The organism is Paenibacillus sp. HB172176, assembly GCF_011947265.1.
Taxonomy (GTDB): domain Bacteria; phylum Bacillota; class Bacilli; order Paenibacillales; family Paenibacillaceae; genus Pristimantibacillus.
Window position 1 is genome coordinate 196,794 of the sequence record NZ_JAATHD010000001.1, and the last position, 22,744, is coordinate 219,537.

Below are 22,744 nucleotides of genomic sequence, written 5' to 3' on the forward strand. Positions count from 1 at the left end.
CTTTTTCGATCCCTAGAAGCTCCTTTTAGCTAAACCGGATTTTTAACGGACCTTTTCGCTTCTTAGCTGGTTAATCCTGTTGTTTTTTCACTCGTATGGTTGGCTAAGGTTCAGGAGTGTATCTGAAATTGCACACTAAAAAAGGCCATCCTCGGATGACCAGCAATTTAGGTGCAATTTCTTGAAGTGAGCCGCGTTCTGCACGCTCTATGGGATTCAATCTTTTCGGCCCCCTTATGGGTATTCATTCGCTCTAAGCAACTCTCATTAACATACAGATTTAACCAGTTAGCTCGAACAATAAACCTGTATATTGTGTTTGGGGGCCAATTATTTTATACAACCGCGGCTTGCGGTTTAGTTCAAGAGGACAATATGAGGCTGTCGATTAACTGTGAACTGCTAATTTCAGCATAAGACCCGACAACGCGCTGCAACGTGGAAAATCCGCTTTAAAGGACTGAAAAGAGCTCGACAACGCGCTGCAACGCTGGAAACAAGGGTTGCAGCCTCGGTCGCCCTGTCGACTGAGTTATTCTATGCGTTGGTAATCCACAGTTAATTGACAGCCTCCAAAAAGTCCGTTAGAGGAGCTGCTTTTAAAGGACGCCGCAAGGCGTTTTCTTAATTCTCAGAGCTTTGCGCCTCCGCAAACGATCCCTGCCCCTTGTCGAAATAGAAGCGGCGATAGTTGTTGACATGGCCGAAGAAATAGCGCGATACGCGAAGAAGCCGTTTCACGTTCAAATCCTTCTTGTAATAGAGCGAGCGTATTACTTTCTTCTGCTTATAGAGTTGATTGATCTCGGCTGACAGAGCCGGTTCGGTAACATAACGCTTCAGCACCATGCGGGGCACATTCGTCCACAGCGCGGTAGAGCTGCCGTAAACGCAAGGCTTGTCCTTGCCGTATACGACCCGATCGATGAGCGCCGCGATCAGATTCAGACCCGCCGCCCGGACGAACAAGCTGCTTCTGCCCATTCGCGGATTAATCTCGAACATCATGTATTTGCCCGATCTGCTGTCGAATTTCATGTCAATGTTGGAATAACCCACATAACCGATATTCTCGAGAAAGGCTTGCACCTTCTCGTAGATAGCTTTGTCTGACCGGCTGATGATGGCGGCATAGTTGCCGAGCGTCTTCGGCGCGTATTCTTCGAGCACAGGCTGGCCAAGACACATCAGACTTACCTTGCCCTGATCGTCGGAATAGCTGTTCATAACGCGCATCGCGCTGTCGCCGCCCGGTATGAACTCCTGCAGAATCAGCTTGCCCTTATAATCGGAAGCGTTCATACTGCGAACCATAGCGAGATATTGTTCCCGAGTATCGAAGAAGAATACCTTCTTCTTGCCTTCGAAGTCGCAATGCAGATACTCGTAGGCGTTGCTGTTCTCGGGCTTGACGACAATCGGGAACTGGAAGGCCATGCGTTCCACGGCGATTTCTCTCTCATGGGGCTCGCATACGAGCGTCTTCGGATAGTCCAGACCGAAGCGTTCGCACAGCTCATAGAACTTGTCCTTCGTGTCGAGCGTATCCAGCAAGGCATCCGAGATGAAATGGTTGGCGATCAATCCATTGAATTTCTCATAGTGACGCGAAAGCAAGCCTGCATAATAATCCGAGCACGGAATGACGATGAGCTTCTTGCCCGGAGCGGCTTGTTGCTCGAGAACCGACATTAAGGCCCCGGGAAATACGTCATCATGGTCGAAGCGGTCGATCTGTACGAGGTCGAACAATTTGCTGTGCATCGTTGGAATGAGCAGTCTGGTGCACAGCAGAAGCGGTCTGATTCCGTAGGTTTCATGAATAATTCTGACATTGCCGTAGGCGTTCTCGTCGCTGCCAAGTATGATGGGTACAAAATCGTTAGGGTCCATACAATCTCCTTTGGTTATTCGACAATCGAAGTCTATTATAGTTATTATAGTCGTGAAGATCCTTTTCGTAAAATGGCGAATGCAAACCGCAGCGGCAGCGGGAAGCTGATAAACTGCGGAGCATGTTTCCGAATGGAAGGAGCAACAGCAATGAAGCTTGAGCGAGAAACAAACAAAGGGCCGGCCTCAAAGCCGATAACAGCGTTTGACCTGGTCAGCAAGACGGCCACCTTCGGCATGGGCTGCTTCTGGGGACCGGAAGCGTTGTTCGGACAACTTCCCGGCGTCATTCGAACGCGAACCGGCTATGCGGGCGGAACAACCGGGCAGCCGACTTATCGCGAGCTGGGCGATCATACGGAGACCGTGCAGATTGACTATAACGAGAAGCTGATTGCCTATGACGAAATCCTTGCGATGTTTTGGGACAATCATAATCCCTATAATATAAACGGCTACAAAGGCAGGCAGTATCAATCGCTGCTCTTCTTCCACGACGAGGCGCAGGAAGCGGGGATTCATGCCTTTCTCGCGGAGCGGGAGGCAAGCGGATTGCCGGCGCCGGATACGGAAGTTGCGGCTTTTGACGGGTTTTATCCCGCCGAGGCCAGACATCAGAAGTATTATTTGAAGCGATACCCGGATGCGCTGGAGAAGCTAATGACGCTGTTCGATTCGAAGGAAGAGTTGGAGCAGTCGACGATTGCGGCAAGGCTGAACGGGCTTGCGAAGGGGTATACGAGCCTGGAGCGCATCAAGAACGAGCTGGACAGATGGACAATAAGTGCGGAAGAGCGCTTTGAGCTCGGGCGTGTGCTGACCGCAATAAAGTGGTAGGAGGGAATGGGATGCGACTCTTTCAGATGAAGGCGGAAGTGCACGGGCGGAACCGGATTGAGGATTTTCTTGAACATAACTATGTCTGTCTCGGACCTGCCGGTATTGGGGATCTGGAGCGGCTCAGCGAGACGGATTTGATGCGCAGGCTTGCGGCAATCGAGCGCAATGAACAACTGGCCGAACTGTATAAGGAAATGCATCTATTCGTGCTGGAGATGCGGGATGGCGATTATATTCTGCTGCAAGATAATGGAACGGTATATCTCGGCGATCTTGGCGACTATTATTATGTCGAGAGCTATGATTCGGAGGAGGAGGCGAGCTCCCATCGTCGCGGAGTGACGTGGCTGACGGCTGTCCCTGAAGCAGGAATCAGCAATGAACTGCGAAGCCTGCTGGAAACAAGTGACAGCGTATCCATGTTGGAGAAGCAGATTACCCGTGCCGAGCTTGAGCGAACACTATTGGCGGGAGACGCTCCTAACATTGGATCAAATGATGCAAACGTAAAGGTTGAAGCGGATTTCAGCGATGCCTGCCTCGTTCCAAAAGCGATGATTCTTGAAGCTCTCTCGATTCTGCAAGAGGCGATGCGCAGCAATGATGCGGAGCGCAGGGAGCGCGCCGCCATTGCGGTGCTGGGGTATGTTAGCGGCAGAGGAAATATGCCAATTTCATAATTCGAATACTTACTCAGCCTGGAGAGATGTTCTCTGCAGGCTATTTGGTTATGTTGCACATACCCTTTCGAATCGATTAGTCGCAATGCCAGTTTTGATGGGAGCGGCTAGGAATGGCAGGCGGATCGCGTTAGAATAAACTTAAAAATCGAAAGGTATGATCTCCATGAGTATAGAGATGTTGAACGAGCGAGTGATGACGGATTTGGCTTATCTGGCTTACGGAGGGGCGGATTGGGTGAGTCCGAGGAAGCATCCCGACGGGCATGTCTACGATGCAGTCATCGTCGGCGGAGGACAGAGCGGGCTCGGACTTGCGTTCGGTCTGCTTCGCGAGCGAATATCGAATATTCTCGTGATCGACGAGAATCCGGAGGGCTTCGAGGGTCCGTGGGATACTTACGCCCGTATGATGACGCTTCGTACGCCGAAGCATCTGATTTCGGTTGATCTTGGCGTTCCTTCGCTGACATTCCGTTCATGGTGGGAAGCGCAATTCGGACAGGAAGGCTGGGAGGCTCTTGACAAAATACCGCGAGGAGACTGGATGAATTATCTCCGCTGGTATCGCAAAGCGCTGAAGCTCCCTGTTGTTAACGAGGTTAAGCTTAAGCTGATCGAGCCTGCTGCGGATGGCATTCATAAGCTGCATATTGAGGGAGCAAGAGCGAAGGTAGGCGAGCTGCGGGCTCGGAAGATCGTACTTGCTACGGGCATTCAGGGAGGAGGAGAGTGGTATGTGCCGCCAATGATTAAAGAGAAGCTGACCCGGCAATTCTATGCGCATACCTCTGAGCGGATCGACTTTAACCGGTTGAAAGGGAAGAGGGTTGCCGTGCTCGGAGGCGGCGCTTCCGCTTTTGATAATGCCAACTTTGCGTTGTCGGAAGGCGTAGCTGAAGCGCATGTTTTCGTCAGACGCAAGGAGCTGCCACGCGTCAATCCGATTCGACAGATGGAGAGCTCGGGCATGATCGAGAGATACCCCGCTTTGTCGGACGCGGACAAATACGCGGTCATGTCTCATTTTTTTGCTTTCAATCAGCCGCCGACGAATGATACGTTCGCGAGGGCGGCGGAGCGGTCCGGCTTTCGGCTGCATTTGGGCTCATCTTGGCTCGATGTGGAGGCGCGTGGAGATCAGGCCGTTGTCACGACCGGGAAGGGAAGCTTCGAGTTCGATTTTCTTATTATCAGCACGGGGCTCGTGTCCGATCCCGCACTTCGGCCGGAATTGCGCCTGTTGGAGTCCGACATTGTCAGATGGTCGGATCGCTACACGGCTCCCGCAGAGCTCGCCAATCCCTTGCTGGACGCTCATCCTTATCTGACACCCGGCTTTGCCTTCACCGGCAGGAATGAAGAGGGAGAGAGACGGCTGCACGGGCTGTTCGCCTTCAATTATTCGGTCATGGTAAGCTGCGGCTTGTCCGCTTCGGCCATCTCGGGAATGCGCTTCGCGGTTCCGAGGCTGGCTGCCGCGATCGCGGATCAGCTGTTCATGGATGACCGCGAGGCGATCTTAAGCGGCTTCTTCGCGTACGATGAGCCGGAATTCGTCGGAGAATGGAATCCGGCGGACCGAGGTCGGAAGGATTCGAAAAGCGTGACGGGTTAACCGTTTTTCAATCGCTCGAGCTGTGATAAATGATGTCTGTAATGCATTTCGATAAGCAAAAACCACTCTTGGGCATTTAGCGCTCCAAATCCGGGATGAACCATTTTCCTGCTTACGGGCACTTTACTCACAGCGGCTTCGGTGCGCTTCATCCGCTCCACGACACGGAGGAAACCATCCGTCAGCTGCTTCTTGCTCTCCGGCTGTTTCGGAGTATATTGCGGTGAAGCGGGAACTCGAATCCGCACGGGAGGAAAGCTTCCCAGCTCGAAAGCCCCCTTGCCCCTCTCCGTTTTTTCCTCCGCAGCGTCTACTGTTACTTCGCTTCCTGCCAAGCATTGATCAACATTGTGCAAATGCAGGAATTGCGCGGATTGAATGAGATGCATATACATTTGACCGATCGACCAGTCCTCCTCGTTCGGCTTTTTCATCAGCCGCTCCATATCAAAGCTTTCCAATTCGATTGAATAACGTTCTACTACTGTCTCAAATGCTTGTAATGCTTCTGCTGTATTTCGCATGAATGAAACAACTCCTCATTGTTTTTTGGATCTAATCGCACTATAACAAAACGCTGCTGACAATAGCATGTCAGCAGCGTTTTAATATTTTTTCGGCCTCTTCCCGAATTCGCTGTCGGAGAGACTGAGGTTCCAGCACCTCGACATCCCCACCCCAGCTGAGAATAGATGACAACAGCTCCTCCGGCCGTCGTACAACAAAGGTGACGATAAGTCCATCCTTGGAGTCGCTAGTCGATTCCATATAAAAATGACAGGTTTCGGCGATTTTGTCCGCAATTTCAGGATTCGCCAGAACCAGCACCCGTTCGTTGCGGTCGTCCGACGGACGGTAGCTGTTAAGGTTAAATTCGTCTGGAATGAGAAAGCGATCTTCCAATACAATTAGACCCGTCATCCTCGATAGTCGGAAATGCCGAATATCTTGACGCAGGTCGCAACGCGCAATCAAAACCCAATTTCCCTGAATAAACGCCAATCCATATGGAGCGACCTCACGCGCGCTCTTCCGATTGCCGTCCGGTTCCGGCATCTTTTTCAGATACGTCATACGTAATTTGCGGCGCTCCATAATGGCTCGCCGCGCTTGTCCGAGATATTCCTTTTCTCTCAAGCCGGTTACAGGCTCCCCGACCCCGAGAATCCGCATCGTTTCCCGAACGCGCGCCGACTCGTCACGTACGGCTTCAGGCAGTATCGCTTCAATTTTGCGTCGGGCCGCCTTTGCTTTGTGTGCATAATCGCCATCCAGCCTCTGTTCGATAAAGTCAGCTCCCATAAGCAGCGCTACTGCCTCTTCAGCGGAAAAACCGATCGGCGGAAGAAAATAGCCTTCCATTAGGGAATAACCATGCCCGGGAGCTCCAATAATCGGAACGCCCATCTCACTAAGCGCTTGTATGTCCCGATAGATGGTCCGCACGCTGGTCTCGAATAGAGATGCCAGATCTTCTGCTCTCAACACTTTACTCCGTTGCAGCTCAAGCATGATGGCGAGCTGACGATCGGTCTTGTTCATTTAGCTTCCCCCGCTATCCTGTTATTTCGTCTGCTTATTCTATCACAGAAAACGATGCGCCAGCCGTCCCGCACATTCAGAAAAGATTCAGATAAGTTTCAGAGATCGTTAAGGTAGGGTTGTTACAGTAGGGATGTGGATATGAAGGGTTTGTAAAGAAGAAAATTCAAGGTGGATAAGGGAGAGGATTCCAAGATGAATAAGGACAAGCTGACCAGCTCGCATAGAAGCAAGAAAAACGCAAAGAGGCAATTTAAAATAGCGGTTGTGGCGCTCAGCACAGTATGGCTTGCGGCGTGCACCAATAATAATGGCGCGGTTAATAGCAATGCTGCGGCGACTGCAGCGGCGAATAATGCGGTGGAAACCGCTAACTTGTCAACTACGAGCGATAGCGATGTTGCACTGAACACTGCAACATATGCCGAGGAGGACGCCTACTCGGACTGGAAGAATGAGAATCCGAATTATATTGCATTGACCGGAACGTCTGCAACGCTAGACGGAACTGGAGCGGAAATAGAGGACAGCCTCATTACCATCGTATCTCCCGGCGTCTACGTGATTAGCGGTAAGCTGGATGAAGGGCAATTGAAAGTTGATCTGGCGGAAGAGGGCAATGTTCGCATTGTGATGAACGGAGCGGAAATTTACAATTCAAACGAAGCGGCGATCTATGTTTCGAATGCGGATAAAGTGATTCTATCCTTGGAAGAGGGCACGGAGAATATCATCTCTGACGGAGAGCACGAAGTGAATGATGAGGCAGACGAGACGAAGACGGCAATCTACGTGAAGAATGACTTGACAATTAACGGAACAGGGAAGCTGACGGTTACCGGTAACACGGGCGACGCCATTACGGCGAAGGATGATCTGATCATTACAGGAGGCACTCTGGCTGTTCAAGCCGTGGATGACGGCATTGTGGGCAAGGACATGGTTGCGGTGCAGATGACGGACCTTACCGTTGAAGCGGGAGGCGACGGCGTGAAGTCCACTAACGACACGGATGCCGCGAAGGGGTTTATCGAGATTGATGGAGGTACGTTCAATATTAAAGCTGGAGCAGACGGCATCCAGGCAGAGACAACGCTGCTTGTGAAGGACGGCGAGTTCAACATTGTGACGGGAGGCGGCAGCGCGAACGCGCCGGTGAAGACGGATAATGGCGGCTTTGGAGGCGGCATGGGCGGTATGCAAGGCGGCGGCTTCGGCAGAGGCGGCGCAGATGAATCAACAGGAACTGCGCCGACAGATGGCGCGACGAGCGGTGCTGACAGTGGCGCATCCAGCACATCCAGCGCAGCAGCAGGCTCAAGCGCGGCTAACGCCGGAATAACGGCTGCTGCAGCTGACGCGAAGAGTGACTCGGCGATCGTAACGGCTGCGGCAACGACAGATGACACGACAACGGAATCAGACAGCGCGAAAGCATTGAAGGCAGGAAGCTATATCCAAGTTGACGGGGGCATGATTGCCATCGACTCCATGGATGACGGGGTGCACAGCAACAACGCCGTAACGATTGCGGGCGGCACGTTGTCAATCTCCGCAGGAGACGACGGCATGCATGCGGACAATGCGATGACCATTGACGGAGGAACAATCGATATTGCGAAGTCCTATGAAGGCATTGAAGGCAAAGTAATTACAATTAATGACGGAGAGGTGCACGTGACAGCATCCGATGATGGCATTAATGTTTCGGATGGCAGTGGAGAATCGGGATTTGGCGGAGGACAGCCAGGACAGGCTGCTAGTACGGATAACGGTCTGGCTATGCATATTAACGGCGGTTATGTCTATGTGGATGCGAGAGGAGACGGACTTGATTCGAATGGTTCGATTTACATCACTGGCGGAACTGTGCTGGTGAACGGACCGACGGAGAACATGAACGGAGCGCTGGACTATGACGGCGTATTCGAAAACAGCGGCGGATTGCTGATCGCGGCGGGCAGCGCGGGCATGGCTCAAGCTCCATCCGACAGCTCCTCGCAGAATTCGATTCATATGCAGTTTCCTTCGACGCAATCGGCGAATACGATTGTGCATGTCGAGGACAGCGACGGCAACGAGATTGCGACCTTCGCGCCGAATCACGAATTCCAGACCATTGTCGTCTCTTCGCCGGATCTGAGCAAGGATAAGGAATATGCCATCTATACCGGCGGCAACTATACAGGCGAAGAGAAAGACGGATTGTATACCGGCGGCGAGTATACCGGAGGAACGAAGGTTGTCAGCGCAACAATCTCGGATACGATTACGTACCTGAATGAATCCGGTATTACAACCGGCCAGACAGAAGGTCCTGGCGGTATGGGCGGAGGTCAAGGAGGCTTTGGCGGCGGAGGCCGCGGTCAAGGCGGGCGTCCCGGCGGCCAAGGTATGGAAGACGGACAGGCGCCTCCGGACGGATTCACGCCGCCGGATGGACAGACGTCGCCGCAGATGCCGGAAGGCGGGCAGGGGCAAGGACAAGGCACAACATCAGATAGTCAATAATGCGGCGCAGTAGTTGACTTGCAGCCCCGGTACAGTTGAACTGTGCCGGGGCTGCCATTGTTACAGCGCTGGAAATCAGCGCTGCAAGTCGCCCGTCCGCCGAAATTGGAGCTGCAGCGCTGGAAATCAGCTCCTCAACTCCGACTCCGTTTGCGGAATTGACCGGGCGGACAGCCGATGATTCGTTTGAAGATGCGGCTGAAGGAGCCAAGATCCTGATAGCCGACCTGCTCCGCCACGCAGCTAAGCTTCATGCTAGTCGTCGCCAGCAACTGGCAGCTTCTCTCAATGCGAGCATGCTGCAGATAAGCGGTGAAGGATTGCTCCGTATGGGCCTTCAGCAAGCGATGCAGATGTCGCTCGCTCAGGCCGCTTTTTGCGGCGAGAGCGTGCAGAGTTATATTTTCGCCCAAATTCCGATTCATATAGTCTAACACTTCATCCAGTTGTTCCGCGCCATTGCCTCGGTGATGAGGCTCGGCGAGTCTCATTCGATCAATGCGGGCGAGAAGCTGAAGAAACTGCGCGAACAGCATGAGAGGCATATGCGGATCATCCCGGCGGTTATATTCGTAGTGCATTTGCCTGAACAAATAATCTAATTCGCCATACTGATCGACCATCTTGAACCACTCCGGGCGACGCAACGTCTCGATGAAATAGAACATTTCCTCAGAAATGAGCGACTTGTCCGCCAGGAGAGCCATCGTGTTCAGCATCTCTTCGCGGAACAAGCAGTTGTACACAATCAGCCCATGATTTTTCGCGTCCGAGGGGCGGAACACATGGGATACGCCGACAGGCAGCACGAACAGATCGCCTTTGGATACGGGAAGCGTCTCCGAGCCTACATGGTGATACCCCTTGCCCTCGGCCACATACGCGATTTCATAGAAGTCATGCGAATGATAGGACATGCCGAAGCTCTCCTCGCTTCTGTTCACGTATACATCCATCTTCTCGCTGAAAAACCATTCTCCCGTCAACTCTTCGCTTCGTTGCTTCATCGTCTTGCTAGCACGCTCCTCTCGTATAGATTATTCGTTGTTCGCTCCAAATTCCCTGCCGAAATTGTCTGATTCAACTATGGATTAAGTCATATTCACCTATATTCCCCTGCTTCGAAAGCGGATACACTGAATGCAAATGATGAAGGAGGCAGAGCAATGGGAAGCATGCAAGCAACGCAAATCACGGTAGAATACCGCAGCCTCGGCAACGCGCTGGGTCTTGATGTGAAAAGGCCGAGAATCAGCTGGAAGCTGCAAGGAGAAGGAAGAGGGATAAGACAGCAAGCGTATCAGATTCAAGTCGCGCCGTCGGAGGCAGGCTTTGATGGCAGCTTAAGCTGGGATACAGGGAAGATCCTCTCGGAGAAATCCGTCCATATTGCTTACGAAGGAGCAGAGCTGTTGCCGCGCACCGCCTACGCGGTTCGAGTGAAGGTATGGGATCGTCTGGGCGCCGAAGGCGATTGGAGCGAGACTGGCGGCTGGGAAACCGGGCTGATGATGCCCGAGAACTGGACGGCGTCGTGGATCAGCGCGCATAAGCCTGCGAGCGAATGGAGCGAGGAGTCGGCGCATTATATGCGCACGGAATTCCCGGTGAACGGCGAAATCCGCAGAGCGAGAATCTATGCGACCGCTCAGGGCGTCTATGAGCTGAGCTTGAACGGCGCGCGGGTAGGCGATCTCTATCTCACGCCGGGCTGGACCTCCTATGAGACGCGTCTCCAGTATCAGACCTATGATGTGACGCATTCGCTTCGGAACGGGAATAATGCGCTCGGAATGACGCTTGGCAACGGATGGTTCAAGGGCAACCTGGGCTGGGAGAACAGTCGGAATCATTACGGCAACCAGCTTGCTGGCCTGCTGCAGCTGCATATTGATTATGCTGACGGACGCAGCGAGGTCATAACGTCAGACGGGAGCTGGAAGGCGTCGATAGCCGGGCCTATCATTATGAATGAGCTCTATCATGGCGAAACCTACGACGCGCAGCTCGCAATGGACGGCTGGAACAAGCCGGACTTCGAGGATAGCGCCTGGCGGAATGTCCAGACGCTTGACATTGGCAAGGAAGCGCTGATCGCTCAAGAGAACGAGGGCACGCAGGTGATGGAAGAGCTTGATCCGATTGCGGTATTCAAGACGCCTCGCGGCGAAACCGTGCTTGATTTTGGCCAAAATATGGTCGGTTGGGTTCGCTTTGAGGTGGAAGGCGCGAAACGGGGACAGGTGATTCGTCTCCTTCATGCCGAGGTGCTGGACGGCAAGGGCAACTTCTATATCGGCAATCTTCGCCGTGCGAAGCAGACGATTACGTATGTGTGCAAGGGCGATACGAAGGAGCAATTCGAGCCCCATTTCACCTTCCAAGGGTTCCGCTATGTGAAGGTTGAAGGATATCCGGGAGAGCTTGATTTGTCGCGCTTTAAAGGCAGAGTGCTGTTCACCGGCATGGAGACGACCGGTCGCTTCGAATGCTCGAATCCGCTCTTGAATAAGCTGCAGGACAATATTGTATGGGGGCAGCGAGGCAATTTCCTTGATGTGCCGACAGATTGCCCGCAGCGCGATGAACGGCTGGGCTGGACGGGCGACGCGCAGGTGTTCATTCGTACGGCGAACTTCAATATGGGAACGGCAAGCTTTTTTACCAAATGGCTCAAAGATTTGAAGGCTGATCAGCGGGAGGACGGAGCGGTTCCGCATGTTATTCCGAATGTTCTCGGCGAGGGCTCGGCGGGTTCGGCGGCTTGGGGCGACGCTTCCACGGTATGTCCTTGGACGGTGTATCTCAGCTATGGGGATACCCTTATTCTGGAGGAGCAGTTCGAGAGCATGAAAGCCTGGGTCGGCTATATGCGGAGCCAGGGCGAGAATGAATTCCTGTGGAATACCGGCTTTCACTTCGGCGACTGGCTGGGCCTGGACGCCAAGGAGAACAGCTATATCGGAGCGACGCCGCGCGATCTGATCGCGACCGCCTTCTACGCCTATTCGACAGAGCTGGTGGCGAAGGCCGCCGAGGTGCTTGGCCGGGAGGGGGATCGGGCAACCTACAGCGAGCTCTATTCAAGCGTTAAGAAGCATTTCCAGGATGAGTTCGTGACGAAGACCGGAAGAGTGGCAGCTACAACTCAAACGGCGCAAATTCTGGCGCTTATGTTCGGTTTGATCGAAGGAGACGCAGCCGAGCGGGCTGCGAAGACATTGGCGAATTCGATTGAGGAAGAGCGAATTCACTTGACGACGGGCTTTGTCGGCACGCCATATATCGCTCATGTGCTTACGAAATACGGCTACAATGAACTTGCTTATCGATTGCTGCAGCAGACAAGTTATCCTTCCTGGCTGTATTCGGTCGAGAAGGGAGCGACGACGATCTGGGAGCACTGGGACGGCATCAAGGAGGACGGAACGTTCTGGAGCGACGATATGAACTCCTTCAATCACTATGCATACGGGGCGATTGGCGATTGGATGTATCGGGTAATGGCCGGGCTGGATCTGGATGAAGAGAGCGGCGCAGGCTATCGCAAGCTTCGCATCGCACCGCAGCCGGGACCGGGCATCTCGCATGCTTCCGCTTCTTACGAATCGATGTATGGCAAATGCGCTTCCGGCTGGAAGCTGGGGGAGGGCCGCATCGAGATTACGGCCACGGTTGCGCCGAACACGACGGCATCCATTACGCTGCCGAAGGCGAGAGTTGACGATTTGCTCCTGGATGGGGTGTCAGCCGCTGAGGGCGACGGCGTACTCCGCATCGAACAAAGCTCGGATACAGTCGTATTCGAGGTTGAATCCGGCACGTACAGCTTCAGTTATCCTTGGAGCTGAAGCTTTACGCCATAATTCGACAAGAACTAGAGTCGTATTCCCGTTGATCAAGCGGGAGAATAAGCAGTGCAACGCGCGGGAATCGGCCTCCTCCTTATCATGAAAAGGAGGGGGCCTTTCTTTGTATTGAAAGGGTGGAAGATGAGGAAGCGGCACCTGAGCCCATCCTCTAATCTAAAGAAAATAAACCCCGAATATTGAAAAATTCTACCTAGAAAAAACAAACATCACCCCTTAAGAAATTTTATTGTTCGCTCCCTTAATGTGGCGCATAATAAGCCCATATCCAATTAAGGGGGACGCACAAAGTGGCTAAAACAACGAAAATACTTAGCACGGTCATGGTCGGAGCGCTGGCGGTAAGCTTGGCGGCTTGCGGCAACAACAGCAACGGCAACACTTCCAATAACACGAACAACAACACAGGCGGCAATGCCAATTCCGGGAGCGGCGCAGAGAAGGTAACGATTACCTTCCAGAACATCTATCCTGACTCTACAGATCCGAAATACGGCATGCTTCACAAAATCGTGGACGATTACGAAAACGCGCATCCAAATGTGCATATCGAGCTGGATTCCTTGAATACGGACCAGCAGAAGCAGAAGCTGAAGACGCAAGCGGCTTCCAACGAAGTGCCGGATATTACAATCGTTAACCCGGCCGCGCAAATGCAGCCATTCGTTGACGCGGACCTGTTCGCTCCGCTGAATGACATGGTTGAAAAAAATGGGCTGAAGGATTCGTTCCAAGAAGGCATTCTGGACTATTACACCTTTGATAATAACTTGTACGCATTGCCAGACGGCAACAACATCGGTCTTGTCTACTATAACAAAGCATTATTCGCTCAAGCGGGTGTAGAGGTCCCGACAACCTTCGAGGAAATGGTTGATGCATCGAAGAAGCTGCGCGCGGCCGGAATTACGCCAATCGCGATCGGCGAGAAGGACTCTTGGACCGGTTCATTCCTGTTCATGAACATTCTGCTTCGGACGAACGAAGGTCCCGGCTTCCTGCAGGATGTCGTAGACGGCAACAAAACATTCGAAGATCCGGCGTTCAAGGAAGCTGTTGACGCGTTCGAGAAGCTGGTTGACGCGAAAGCCTTCCAGGACGGAGCGACATCCTTCGACTACAACTCCGGCGAGAATCTGTTCAAGACAGGTCAATCCGCCATGTACTACATGGGAAGCTGGGCAACGGGCGGCATCGAAACCTCCGATGCGAACAAAGACGACAACATTGGTGTATTCAAGTTCCCTACCGTTAACGGAAAAGGCGATCCAAACGAATTCATGCTTGCTCCAGGCAGCGCGTTCGCGGTATCCAAGAACAGCAAGCACCTGGACGAAACACTCGATTTCTTGAACTACTTCATGATTAACTATCCGAAGGAAGCGTTCGCGGTGAAAGGCGCGGTCGGCGTAGCGCAAACGGTTGACGGCGACTTCGCGGCAGCGGGCTACTCCAACATGGCGATGCAAGTTCTGGATATGTTCAAGGATGTGAAGGGCGGAGACATCTCCTTCGACAACACCATGAACCCCGGCACAGCTCAAGTTCACTTGTCCAGCATTCAAAGCTTGTTCGTATCGAAGAAGAGCGCGGACGCTATTGCCAAAGAGCATCAAACGGCGTACGAAGAGAATAAATAAAAGCGGTTGAAGAGGATGAGGGGAAGCCTGTCGCTTCCCCTGCCCTCATCTCTGACTGCGTTTTTAATGAAAGTTCAAGTGGTCCGGTTTTCAGCACAATAGCAAATGCTTACGAAGCAGCGTTTTTCCAAAACGCTTCAGAAGGTTGCATAAAGCTAGAAAGTGAGTAGCGGAGCGTAGTGAATGCTACGTGAGCAACTGAAATGTTTCCGTAGGAAACATCGCTTCGAAAGCATACGCTCATTTCGGCTGAATGCAAGATTCGATGTCGAATAAGCTTCTTGGAATACTTCGTGATCAAAAGTGGACTTCTTGAACAACCTCTTTAAGGAGTGGGATGCCATGAACGTATTGAAAGTATCGAAATGGACTATTACGGCATTCGTGCTGCCTTGTTTGCTGCTCTACACTTGTTTGGTTTTCGTTCCGATACTCGTTTCGGTTTACAGCGGCATGCTGGAGTGGAACGGCTTCGGAGCCTCCACCTTTATCGGTCTTGATAATTTCACGAAAATGCTTACGAATGATCCCGAATTCTGGCCTTCTGTAGGCAGAACCTTCATGCTGTCGGGCTTCTCCATGTTCGTGCAGTTGCCGGTCGCGTTGTTCGTGGCCATCTTGATCAGCCGCTACATCAAGAAGCCAAGCTTCCTCGTTTCAAGTTATTTCTTGCCCGTTATCCTGTCGGTTGTTATTATCGGACAGCTATGGAAGACGATCTACAATCCGGCCTCGATGGGCGGGATGATTAATCAGCTCTTGATCAAGCTGGGACAGGGCAGTTGGTCCCATGCATGGCTCTCTGAACCGAAATATGCGATGTACGCCGTTATTCTCGTCAGCCTGTGGCAGTATGTCGGCTATCACATTCTCATTCAGTTCACAGGAATTCAGAACATTCCGGCCGATATTTATGAAGCAGCCAAGATTGACGGCGCCAGTGGCTTTAAGGCCGATCGATATATAACCTTACCGATGATTGTTCCTATCTTCAAAATATCCGTTGTGCTTTCCTTCATCGGCTCCTTGCAATCCTTCGACCTGATTATGGTTATGACGGGCGGCGGCCCTGCGCATGCAACGGATGTTATTTCGAGCTACATGTACAATATGTCGTTCTTATCCCAGAAATACGGCTACGGCAGCGCCATCGCAACCTTCCTGGTTGTTGTTTGCTTGCTCGCTACCGTTATCATCAACTTTATCTTCAACCGCATAGAGAAGAGATACAGCTAAGAAAGGAGGAGGCCTCATGAGCAGATCCGCTACCTTGCATGCCGCGACGCAGCCTGCTGCTGCGAAGAAAACGCGAATGCGCGTCTCGATACCGCAGCTCATCATCTATATCATTCTTGCCGCGCTCCTGATTACGCAGCTCTACCCGCTGCTGTGGCTATTGTTTTACTCCTTCAAGACGAACGAGGAAATCCTGTCCGGAAACTTCTTCGCGCTGCCGGCGCATTGGCAATGGCATAACTATTCATCCGCAGTAGACGGAGGTCATTACTGGAAGTATCTGTCGAACAGCTTGATCGTGACCTCGATTACGATGGCGGGTATCATCCTGCTGTCCTCCTTGACGGCATTCGCGATAACGCGTTTTCGCTGGAAATACGGGCAGTTGGTGCTTCTCGTCTTCTTGCTCGGCATGATGATTCCGATGCAGGGGACGCTGCTTCCGCTTATGATTATTTTCAAGAACATTCATATTCTGAACACGCATCTGTCGCTGATTCTGCCTTATATCGCGTTCCAAACGCCAATCGCCGTATTCATTCTTAGCGGCTTTATGAAGACTATTCCTGCCGAGATCGAGGAGTCGGCAATTATGGACGGCGCGAACGTATTCCGCATTTTCTGGAATATTATCCTGCCTGTCTCCGTTCCTCCGATCGTAACGGTCTGTATCCTCACCTTCATTAATATCTGGAATGAATACATTCTGGCGGCAACGTTCATCTCATCTACCAACCTGAAGACATTGCCGTTCGGCGTATACAGCTTCGTCAGCCAGTATTCGGTCAATTACGGCTCCATCGGCGCATTCTTGGTGCTCGGCGCATTGCCGGTTATTCTCGTCTACTTCCTGCTTGCCGGCAAGATTACGAAGGGTATGGTAGCAGGGGCGGTTAAAGGGTAAGATGTAAGAATGAAAACCTTACAGACGATACCGGGCCGCCTGTTCCTGATCTTCCTGCTCAGCATGGTTTTGCTTCTCATTATCGTGAATGTGGTGTATTACAACCGTGCGGCAGATCAGATCAGGGACAAGGTCGGCGTTATTTCGGAAAAAAATATTTCACAAACAGTCGGCTTGTTCGACTTGCTCCTTCAAGGCTATGACAGCGTCACGAAGACGCTGAACAGCAATGTGGAGCTCGTGCGGCTTCTTCAGCAGCATGCCGCCGCAGACTCGGCTGCGAAGCCGGATATCGAACGGCGCATCTCAGAGAGCCTGGGCGCGATCTTCTATTCGCGAAGAGACATCGTCGGCATCCATATTGTATCCAACAATGGCAAGGTGTTCGGCTTCGATCGATCCTCCGGCGCAACGACGAGCAATTATACGCCTTCCGATTGGCTTATGACCTTAATGCAATCGACCGGCGAGATGAAATGGTTAGGTGTATTCCCGCAATCGTTGATCAGCAAGGGAATTAACCAGCCTGTTTTTGCATTCGGAAGGCAATTGTTCGAGCTGCAGACCCTGAAGTCGACGGGAATTGTGTACATAGAGACGGACGCCAATGCGATTGTGTCGGCCCTGTCTAACGCAAGCCTGGGGCCGGGCAGTCTGGTCATGATCAGGGACAATAACGGCGAGGAGATTGTACGCACCAATACGAATGTGGAAGGCCTGCCCGCAGTGCCAAAGGATTGGGCCGACAATTTGCGTCCGAATGAAGTGTTCGTGCGGAAGCTGGATAATACAATGGTGACGGCGGCGCGAATCGGAATGGCGGATTGGACGATGATCAGCGTGACGCCGAACCGGGAGCTGCAGCTTGAGCTTAAGGAAACGCAGCAGTTCCTTGCGACCTTCATACTCATTCTGGTCGCTGTCGCAATCATCATCGCAACGCTGGTATCGCGCTCATTTTCCAAGCCGTTCAAGCGATTGATTCAACAGATGAAGCAAGTGGAGCTTGGCAACTTCAAAGGCGAGGTGAAGGTGCAGTCTTATCAGGAGCTGAATGTGCTGGTCAATTCCTTCAACCGCATGGTGCTGCAGATGGATGATCTCATCGAGCGAATCAAGCTGGCTTCGATCAGCGAGAAGCAGGCGCAGCTTCAAGCGCTGCAATCGCAGGTGAATCCGCATTTCCTGTTCAACACGCTCGATATGATCTATTGGATGCTGGATGAGCGAGAGAATGATCGGCTTGGCGGCGTTATCCTGGCGCTGTCCCGTATCTTCCGCTACAGCAGCGATTGGGAAGAAGCCTCTCTGGCGGCGCTTGAGCTGGAGCTGGAGCAGTTCAGGCATTATTTTACGATCATTGAAACCAGGCTTGGCGGCCGCGTGAGCACCTCGATCGAAGTGGGGAAGCGCTGGCTGGATGTGCAGGTGCCGAAGATGATTCTTCAGCCCATCGTGGAGAATGCGGTGAAATACGGGCTTGAGCCGATGAATCGACCAGGCACTTTGCGGGTATATTCACAAGAGGCGGCAGGCAAGCTCGAGATCGTGGTGGAAGACGACGGTGTCGGTGTTGATGAGGACACGCTGCAACGCATTCAAAGTGTATTGCAGAGCAACGAGGATGCAGGGCTTGCGGTGCCGGATTTGAAGGGTCGCAGGGGTATCGGCCTCCTGAATGTGCATCGGCGGATAAAGCTGATGTTCGGCGATGGATACGGCTTGCGTTTTGAAAGCAGGCAGAATGAAGGGACGAAGGTTATCGCATCATTTCCCATCCAGCATAGAGAGGATGAGCAGGCGTGAATATACTTGTCGTGGATGATGAAGCCGTCATTCGGAACGGAATTGAACGAACGATCCGAGTGAATTTCCCCCAGCACCAGGTCTATACGGCTGCGAGTCCGGAGGAAGCGGTCGAGCTTCTGAGACAGAAGGCGATCGACCTGGTGCTGACGGATGTGCTAATGCCGGGAATGACGGGACTTGAGTTGATTGAGTTTTCCCAGAGGAGCCATTCGCATATCAGATGGGTCGTTATTTCGGCTCATTCGGAGTTCGCTTATGCGCAGGAGGCGCTTAGGCTTGGAGCGAAGGATTATTTGCTCAAGCCGATCGGCAAGGAAATTCTGATCGGGAAGCTTCAAGCGCTTTGCGATGAAATTTCCGAAGAAGCGGCTCAGGAGAATGAGCGTACGAAGGAAGCGCGGTTGCTTGCTGGCAACCTGCGCTTTCTGCGTGAGGCGGTGGTGGCAAGATGGGCTTCGGATCTTGATCTGGGCGGCATTGATCTGAAGCCGTTTATCGGCAATTATCCGCATTTTCATCTGCTGCTGCTTTGCATGGAGAGCGATTCGGATTTGCGATTGGAGCATTTCATTATCGAGAATGTGATGTCGGAGCTGATTGAGACGGAAGGCAAGGGCTTCGTCGCAAGCGTGGACGCCAAGAGTCTGCTTGGACTAGTCACGCTGCAGGAGGAGGAGGGGCTTGGACGGCTCATCTCCCAGCTGCGCACGCATCTCAAGCGGTATTTGAAAATTCCGTTCCAAATTCTGCATACGGATCGCATCACCGATGTCGAATCGGTTCCCGAGCAGGTGAGGCGCATGAGAAAGTCGTCTGAGTCGCAGGTGTTCGACCATTATTCGAGCGGCGGCGAGAAGGCAGTCGAGGTGGCTATGCAATATATTCAGGCCAATCTGGGCTCGGAGCTGACGCTCGAGAAGGTGGCATCGGTCGTGTTTCTTAACCCGGTGTATTTCAGCCAGTTGTTCAAGCAGAAGACCGGCAACGGCTTCAAGGAAAGCATCACCCAGCTCCGATTGGAGCGCGCGATGGAGCTGCTTGTGAAATCTGAGCTGAAGATTGGGGAGATCTCCGAGCGGGTGGGTTATCCCGATGTGCGGCATTTTTCACAGATTTTCAGGAAGAAGACTGGCTGCACGCCGTCCGAGTATCGGCTGAAGGAAGCTGCGGCTATGGGCAAGTCGTAGAAGGCTCTGGACAGATCTTGACGGACTTAAGATCATAGCCGGCTGAGATTGAATTGTAATGGCAGAGTGTGAGTGGCTTGAAGTGGATTGGAATAGGAATCAGAATAGGAATCAGCTATGCCGGGCATTTGCACCTCGTTCAGGGACGGGTGCGGTTGCCCGTTTTTTTGCTGCAGGGTTGGGAAATTGCGTCTGCAGGGTTACTTTTTACGCTTGCAGCGGGGTAGGAGCGTGAAATTGGGTTAGCAGATTTACTATTTACGCTTGGCGCGGGGGAGGATCGAATTAGTTGCTATTCAGTCCAGGAGTTGTGTTAACAAACCTTCAATTAGGGGTATAAGAACAATATAACCGACGGAGTTAGGAGAAGAACTCTACCCTCGGCCTTCCCAAGGTGAACGACCAAAGCTTTGTTGGGCAAATCAGCTTTGGAAGCAAGAGGGAGGTTGTAACGCCTATAAGTATTTTAAATTTAGAATCATCGTAATTTTAAAATACTTATTCGGCAACAAAAACGAAAAGGAGGGGTGAATTTATGATGAATCATAGGCTAGGCGTGAAGCTGGAGAAAGCGGCGCAGGAGTTTGTAGAAGCAACTGCTAAGCCGCCATATCTGCATGAGCTTGGACCGGAGAAGGGCAGAGCCGAAGTGGACAAGACGCAGGCAGGCGATGTCGACAAACCGGACGCGGATATCGAGACGAAGAAAGTGACTGGCAGCCCCGGCGGCCCTTTGACTGTGCGAATTGTCCGTCCGAAGCATGCTTCAGAGCAACTTCCCGTCATTCTGTACACTCATGGAGCAGGATGGGTATTTGGCAACGCGCACACGCATGATCGGTTGATTCGCGAGCTTGCCGTACGTACCGGAGCGGTCGTTGTATTCCCGGAATACAGCCTGTCGCCGGAAGCGAAGTACCCGGTTGCAATTGAAGAAATCTACGCCGTGTTGAAGTGGATATCGGACAAGGGGAGCTATTACGGACTCGATTCGACGCGAATTGCCGTTGCGGGCGACAGTGTAGGAGGCAACATGACGGCGGCGATTACGCTTATGGCGAAGGAACGCGAAGGTCCGAAAATCACGAGACAGCTTCTATTCTACCCGGTGACGAATGCATCGTTCGACACTGATTCCTATCATCAGTTTGCGGAGGGTTACTTCCTGCGCAGGGATGCGATGAAATGGTTCTGGAATCAGTACACAAGTGACGAGAAGGAACGGGCGGAGATTACAGCGTCGCCGCTGCGAGCGACGAAGAATCAGCTAAGCGGCTTGCCGCAAGCCATGGTTATAACGGCGGAAGCGGATGTACTGCGCGATGAAGGCGAGGCTTATGCAGCCAAGCTGCAGGAAGCGGGGGTGCAGGTTGCGACGGCGAGATACAACGGTATCATTCATGATTTTTTGATGCTGAACGCGCTTAAGGATACGGAAGCTGCTAAGAGCGCGCTCGCTCTCGCCAGCTCATGGCTGAAGGTGGGCTTCCATCAGAAGCTGGAGGATATCGACATCGCAGCACAGGGGTAAGCTGCTTGAATGGCCTCTTACTTGCGTGTATTTGGTCAGATGGCAGGAGCTTGCAATGAGGAAAAGTTTGGAGACAAGGCTGCCGGGATGTTCTCGGCAGTCTTTGTTGTGCGGCGTGAATCCTCTGCGCGGTTACTTCTAAGTCGATAATATCGACTTGGGGAGCGCGAAGTGAGCGGATAGTCAGCTGCAAGTCGATAATATCGACTTGGGGAGCGCGAAGTGAGCGGAGAGACAGCTGTAAGTCGATAATATCGACTTGGGGAGCACGAAGTGAGCGGAGAGGCAGCTGCAAGTCGATAATATCGACTTGGGGAGCACGAAGTGAGCGGATAGTCAGCTGTAAGTCGATAATATCGACTTGGAGAGCGCGAAGTGAGCGGATAGTCAGCTGCAAGTCGATAATATCGACTTGGGGAGCGCGAAGTGAGCGGAGAGGCAGTTGCAAGTCGATAATATCGACTTGGGGAGCGCGAAGTGAGCGGAGAGACAGCTGTAAGTCGATAATATCGACTTGGGGAGCGCGAAGTGAGCGGAGAGGCAGCTGTAAGTCGATAATATCGACTTGGGGAGCGCGAAGTGAGCGGGGAGGCAACTGTAAGTCGATAATATCGACTTGGGGAGCGCGAAGTGAGCGGAGAGGCAGCTGTAAGTCGATAATATCGACTTGGGGAGCGCGAAGTGAGCGGAGAGGCAGCTGTAAGTCGATAATATCGACTTGGGGAGCGCGAAGTGAGCGGATAGGCAGCTGTATGTCGATAATATCGACTTGGGGAGCGCGAAGTGAGCGGAGAGGCAGCTGTAAGTCGATAATATCGACTTGGAGAGCGCGAACCGAGCTTTCCGAACTGGTGCAACAAAACGCAATGAGGCTTCGTTTATAATATGGGAAATTGTGTAACAAGAAACAATTTTAACTCAGAAGGAGAGGCGCATATGGAAAACAAGAATCACAAGAATCTACCGTTTAGAATCACATGGATTATCCCGAATGTATTCATGTATACGCTCTTCATTTGGGTTGCGTTCTTCATCTTCCGGAACATCGATGGCCTGAGAGATATTAATCGATTGGGCATTTACGTCCTATTTTGGATGCTTACATTAGGTGTGGCGCTGTTCGGTTCCTATCGAATTTGGTCATGGATTAAGCAGGGGAGGCTGTAATGAGGAGAAAGCGAGTATGGATTCCATTGCTGGTTGTCGCACTCTTGACCATCGTAAACATGTCAACGAACTATGTGGAGAAAAAAGCAGCCATTATCTCGTCTTATATGTACGTTCAATTGCATTACTCCGATAAACATCTTAGCTATGAGACTATAGAATACAGTCCGCAATTCGGCAATTATTTCGTGAGATACAGGGGAAATGACGGCAAGGCTGTGAGCTTGGAAATGACGCCAAAACCATTTCCCGTGCTGGTGGTAGACGATCCTCTTGACGAGGACCGACTGTAGCGGATTGTTCAACCAAGGAAGTAG

Annotated in this window: 17 protein-coding genes; 13 read left to right on the plus strand and 4 right to left on the minus strand. The window is 52.2% G+C overall.

All coding sequences use genetic code 11. The features are described 5' to 3' along the window. Positions 1-624 precede the first annotated feature (624 nt). On the minus strand, positions 625-1,893 hold the full coding sequence (locus tag HFP08_RS00845) for a carboxylate--amine ligase (RefSeq protein WP_168118620.1): 1,269 nt from the start codon (positions 1,891-1,893) through the stop codon (positions 625-627). A gap of 150 nt (positions 1,894-2,043) precedes the next feature. Between HFP08_RS00845 and msrA the strand changes: the two genes are divergently transcribed. The 3 genes from msrA to HFP08_RS00860 all read left to right on the plus strand — a co-directional run bounded on the left by msrA (position 2,044) and on the right by HFP08_RS00860 (position 5,031). Continuing rightward, positions 2,044-2,730 carry a peptide-methionine (S)-S-oxide reductase MsrA gene (gene msrA, locus HFP08_RS00850; RefSeq protein ID WP_168118621.1) on the plus strand — a complete coding sequence of 229 codons (687 nt, stop codon included), beginning with the start codon at positions 2,044-2,046 and terminating at the stop codon, positions 2,728-2,730. 11 nt (positions 2,731-2,741) lie between these two features. Further along, a complete protein-coding gene (locus tag HFP08_RS00855) occupies positions 2,742-3,413 on the plus strand; it encodes a hypothetical protein (protein ID WP_168118622.1) in 672 nt (223 codons plus the stop codon). A gap of 166 nt (positions 3,414-3,579) precedes the next feature. Further along, positions 3,580-5,031: an FAD/NAD(P)-binding protein gene (locus HFP08_RS00860; protein ID WP_168118623.1), complete on the plus strand. Its 1,452-nt coding sequence runs from the start codon at positions 3,580-3,582 to the stop codon at positions 5,029-5,031. Here the strand turns inward: HFP08_RS00860 and HFP08_RS00865 are convergent. Both HFP08_RS00865 and HFP08_RS00870 read right to left on the minus strand, forming a co-directional pair. Continuing rightward, positions 5,028-5,555: a DinB family protein gene (locus tag HFP08_RS00865; protein WP_168118624.1), complete on the minus strand. Its 528-nt coding sequence runs from the start codon at positions 5,553-5,555 to the stop codon at positions 5,028-5,030. The two genes, HFP08_RS00860 and HFP08_RS00865, sit on opposite strands and share 4 nt — an antisense overlap. A 70-nt stretch (positions 5,556-5,625) precedes the next feature. Then, on the minus strand, positions 5,626-6,573 hold the full coding sequence (locus HFP08_RS00870; RefSeq protein WP_168118625.1) for a helix-turn-helix transcriptional regulator: 948 nt from the start codon (positions 6,571-6,573) through the stop codon (positions 5,626-5,628). 195 nt (positions 6,574-6,768) lie between these two features. On the opposite strand from HFP08_RS00870, the gene HFP08_RS00875 reads away from it, so the two are divergent. Next, entirely contained in the window at positions 6,769-9,084 is a 2,316-nt protein-coding gene (locus HFP08_RS00875) for a carbohydrate-binding domain-containing protein (RefSeq protein WP_168118626.1), read from the plus strand. A 134-nt stretch (positions 9,085-9,218) separates the two neighbouring features. Here HFP08_RS00875 and HFP08_RS00880 read toward each other — a convergent pair whose 3' ends face one another. Continuing rightward, the gene (locus HFP08_RS00880; protein WP_168118627.1) at positions 9,219-10,091 is read right to left on the minus strand and encodes an AraC family transcriptional regulator; all 873 of its coding nucleotides are present in this window, start codon (positions 10,089-10,091) and stop codon (positions 9,219-9,221) included. 159 nt (positions 10,092-10,250) lie between these two features. On the opposite strand from HFP08_RS00880, the gene HFP08_RS00885 reads away from it, so the two are divergent. From HFP08_RS00885 to HFP08_RS00925, 9 genes are all read left to right on the plus strand, one after another. Next, the gene (locus HFP08_RS00885; protein ID WP_168118628.1) at positions 10,251-12,935 is read left to right on the plus strand and encodes an alpha-L-rhamnosidase; all 2,685 of its coding nucleotides are present in this window, start codon (positions 10,251-10,253) and stop codon (positions 12,933-12,935) included. Positions 12,936-13,276: 341 nt separating this feature from the next. After that, the gene (locus tag HFP08_RS00890) at positions 13,277-14,593 is read left to right on the plus strand and encodes an extracellular solute-binding protein (protein WP_168118892.1); all 1,317 of its coding nucleotides are present in this window, start codon (positions 13,277-13,279) and stop codon (positions 14,591-14,593) included. 342 nt (positions 14,594-14,935) lie between these two features. After that, positions 14,936-15,829, plus strand: a complete 894-nt coding sequence (locus HFP08_RS00895; RefSeq protein ID WP_168118629.1) for a carbohydrate ABC transporter permease — start codon at positions 14,936-14,938, stop codon at positions 15,827-15,829. A 76-nt stretch (positions 15,830-15,905) separates the two neighbouring features. After that, positions 15,906-16,733, plus strand: coding sequence for a carbohydrate ABC transporter permease (locus tag HFP08_RS00900; RefSeq protein WP_240941016.1), 828 nt, complete (start codon positions 15,906-15,908; stop codon positions 16,731-16,733). 9 nt (positions 16,734-16,742) lie between these two features. Further along, positions 16,743-18,539: a sensor histidine kinase gene (locus HFP08_RS00905; protein WP_168118631.1), complete on the plus strand. Its 1,797-nt coding sequence runs from the start codon at positions 16,743-16,745 to the stop codon at positions 18,537-18,539. After that, the gene (locus tag HFP08_RS00910; protein ID WP_168118632.1) at positions 18,536-19,729 is read left to right on the plus strand and encodes a response regulator; all 1,194 of its coding nucleotides are present in this window, start codon (positions 18,536-18,538) and stop codon (positions 19,727-19,729) included. The genes HFP08_RS00905 and HFP08_RS00910 overlap by 4 nt, the downstream gene beginning before the upstream one ends. Before the next feature lie 538 nt (positions 19,730-20,267). Next, on the plus strand, positions 20,268-21,260 hold the full coding sequence (locus HFP08_RS00915) for an alpha/beta hydrolase (RefSeq protein ID WP_168118893.1): 993 nt from the start codon (positions 20,268-20,270) through the stop codon (positions 21,258-21,260). A gap of 936 nt (positions 21,261-22,196) precedes the next feature. Continuing rightward, positions 22,197-22,427, plus strand: coding sequence for a hypothetical protein (locus HFP08_RS00920; protein ID WP_168118633.1), 231 nt, complete (start codon positions 22,197-22,199; stop codon positions 22,425-22,427). Further along, positions 22,427-22,720, plus strand: a complete 294-nt coding sequence (locus HFP08_RS00925) for a hypothetical protein (RefSeq protein ID WP_168118634.1) — start codon at positions 22,427-22,429, stop codon at positions 22,718-22,720. Before HFP08_RS00920 ends, HFP08_RS00925 begins: the two co-directional genes overlap by 1 nt. Positions 22,721-22,744 lie beyond the last annotated feature (24 nt).

What these genes read in the sequence shown, in the direction of transcription:
- HFP08_RS00845 (WP_168118620.1), bottom strand. Translation starts at nt 1,893, where the DNA reads ATGGACCCTAACGATTTTGTACCCATCATACTTGGCAGCGACGAGAAC.
- msrA (WP_168118621.1), top strand. Translation starts at nt 2,044, where the DNA reads ATGAAGCTTGAGCGAGAAACAAACAAAGGGCCGGCCTCAAAGCCGATA.
- HFP08_RS00855 (WP_168118622.1), top strand. Translation starts at nt 2,742, where the DNA reads ATGCGACTCTTTCAGATGAAGGCGGAAGTGCACGGGCGGAACCGGATT.
- HFP08_RS00860 (WP_168118623.1), top strand. Translation starts at nt 3,580, where the DNA reads ATGAGTATAGAGATGTTGAACGAGCGAGTGATGACGGATTTGGCTTAT.
- HFP08_RS00865 (WP_168118624.1), bottom strand. Translation starts at nt 5,555, where the DNA reads ATGCGAAATACAGCAGAAGCATTACAAGCATTTGAGACAGTAGTAGAA.
- HFP08_RS00870 (WP_168118625.1), bottom strand. Translation starts at nt 6,573, where the DNA reads ATGAACAAGACCGATCGTCAGCTCGCCATCATGCTTGAGCTGCAACGG.
- HFP08_RS00875 (WP_168118626.1), top strand. Translation starts at nt 6,769, where the DNA reads ATGAATAAGGACAAGCTGACCAGCTCGCATAGAAGCAAGAAAAACGCA.
- HFP08_RS00880 (WP_168118627.1), bottom strand. Translation starts at nt 10,091, where the DNA reads ATGAAGCAACGAAGCGAAGAGTTGACGGGAGAATGGTTTTTCAGCGAG.
- HFP08_RS00885 (WP_168118628.1), top strand. Translation starts at nt 10,251, where the DNA reads ATGGGAAGCATGCAAGCAACGCAAATCACGGTAGAATACCGCAGCCTC.
- HFP08_RS00890 (WP_168118892.1), top strand. Translation starts at nt 13,277, where the DNA reads ATGGTCGGAGCGCTGGCGGTAAGCTTGGCGGCTTGCGGCAACAACAGC.
- HFP08_RS00895 (WP_168118629.1), top strand. Translation starts at nt 14,936, where the DNA reads ATGAACGTATTGAAAGTATCGAAATGGACTATTACGGCATTCGTGCTG.
- HFP08_RS00900 (WP_240941016.1), top strand. Translation starts at nt 15,906, where the DNA reads ATGCGCGTCTCGATACCGCAGCTCATCATCTATATCATTCTTGCCGCG.
- HFP08_RS00905 (WP_168118631.1), top strand. Translation starts at nt 16,743, where the DNA reads ATGAAAACCTTACAGACGATACCGGGCCGCCTGTTCCTGATCTTCCTG.
- HFP08_RS00915 (WP_168118893.1), top strand. Translation starts at nt 20,268, where the DNA reads ATGAATCATAGGCTAGGCGTGAAGCTGGAGAAAGCGGCGCAGGAGTTT.
- HFP08_RS00920 (WP_168118633.1), top strand. Translation starts at nt 22,197, where the DNA reads ATGGAAAACAAGAATCACAAGAATCTACCGTTTAGAATCACATGGATT.
- HFP08_RS00925 (WP_168118634.1), top strand. Translation starts at nt 22,427, where the DNA reads ATGAGGAGAAAGCGAGTATGGATTCCATTGCTGGTTGTCGCACTCTTG.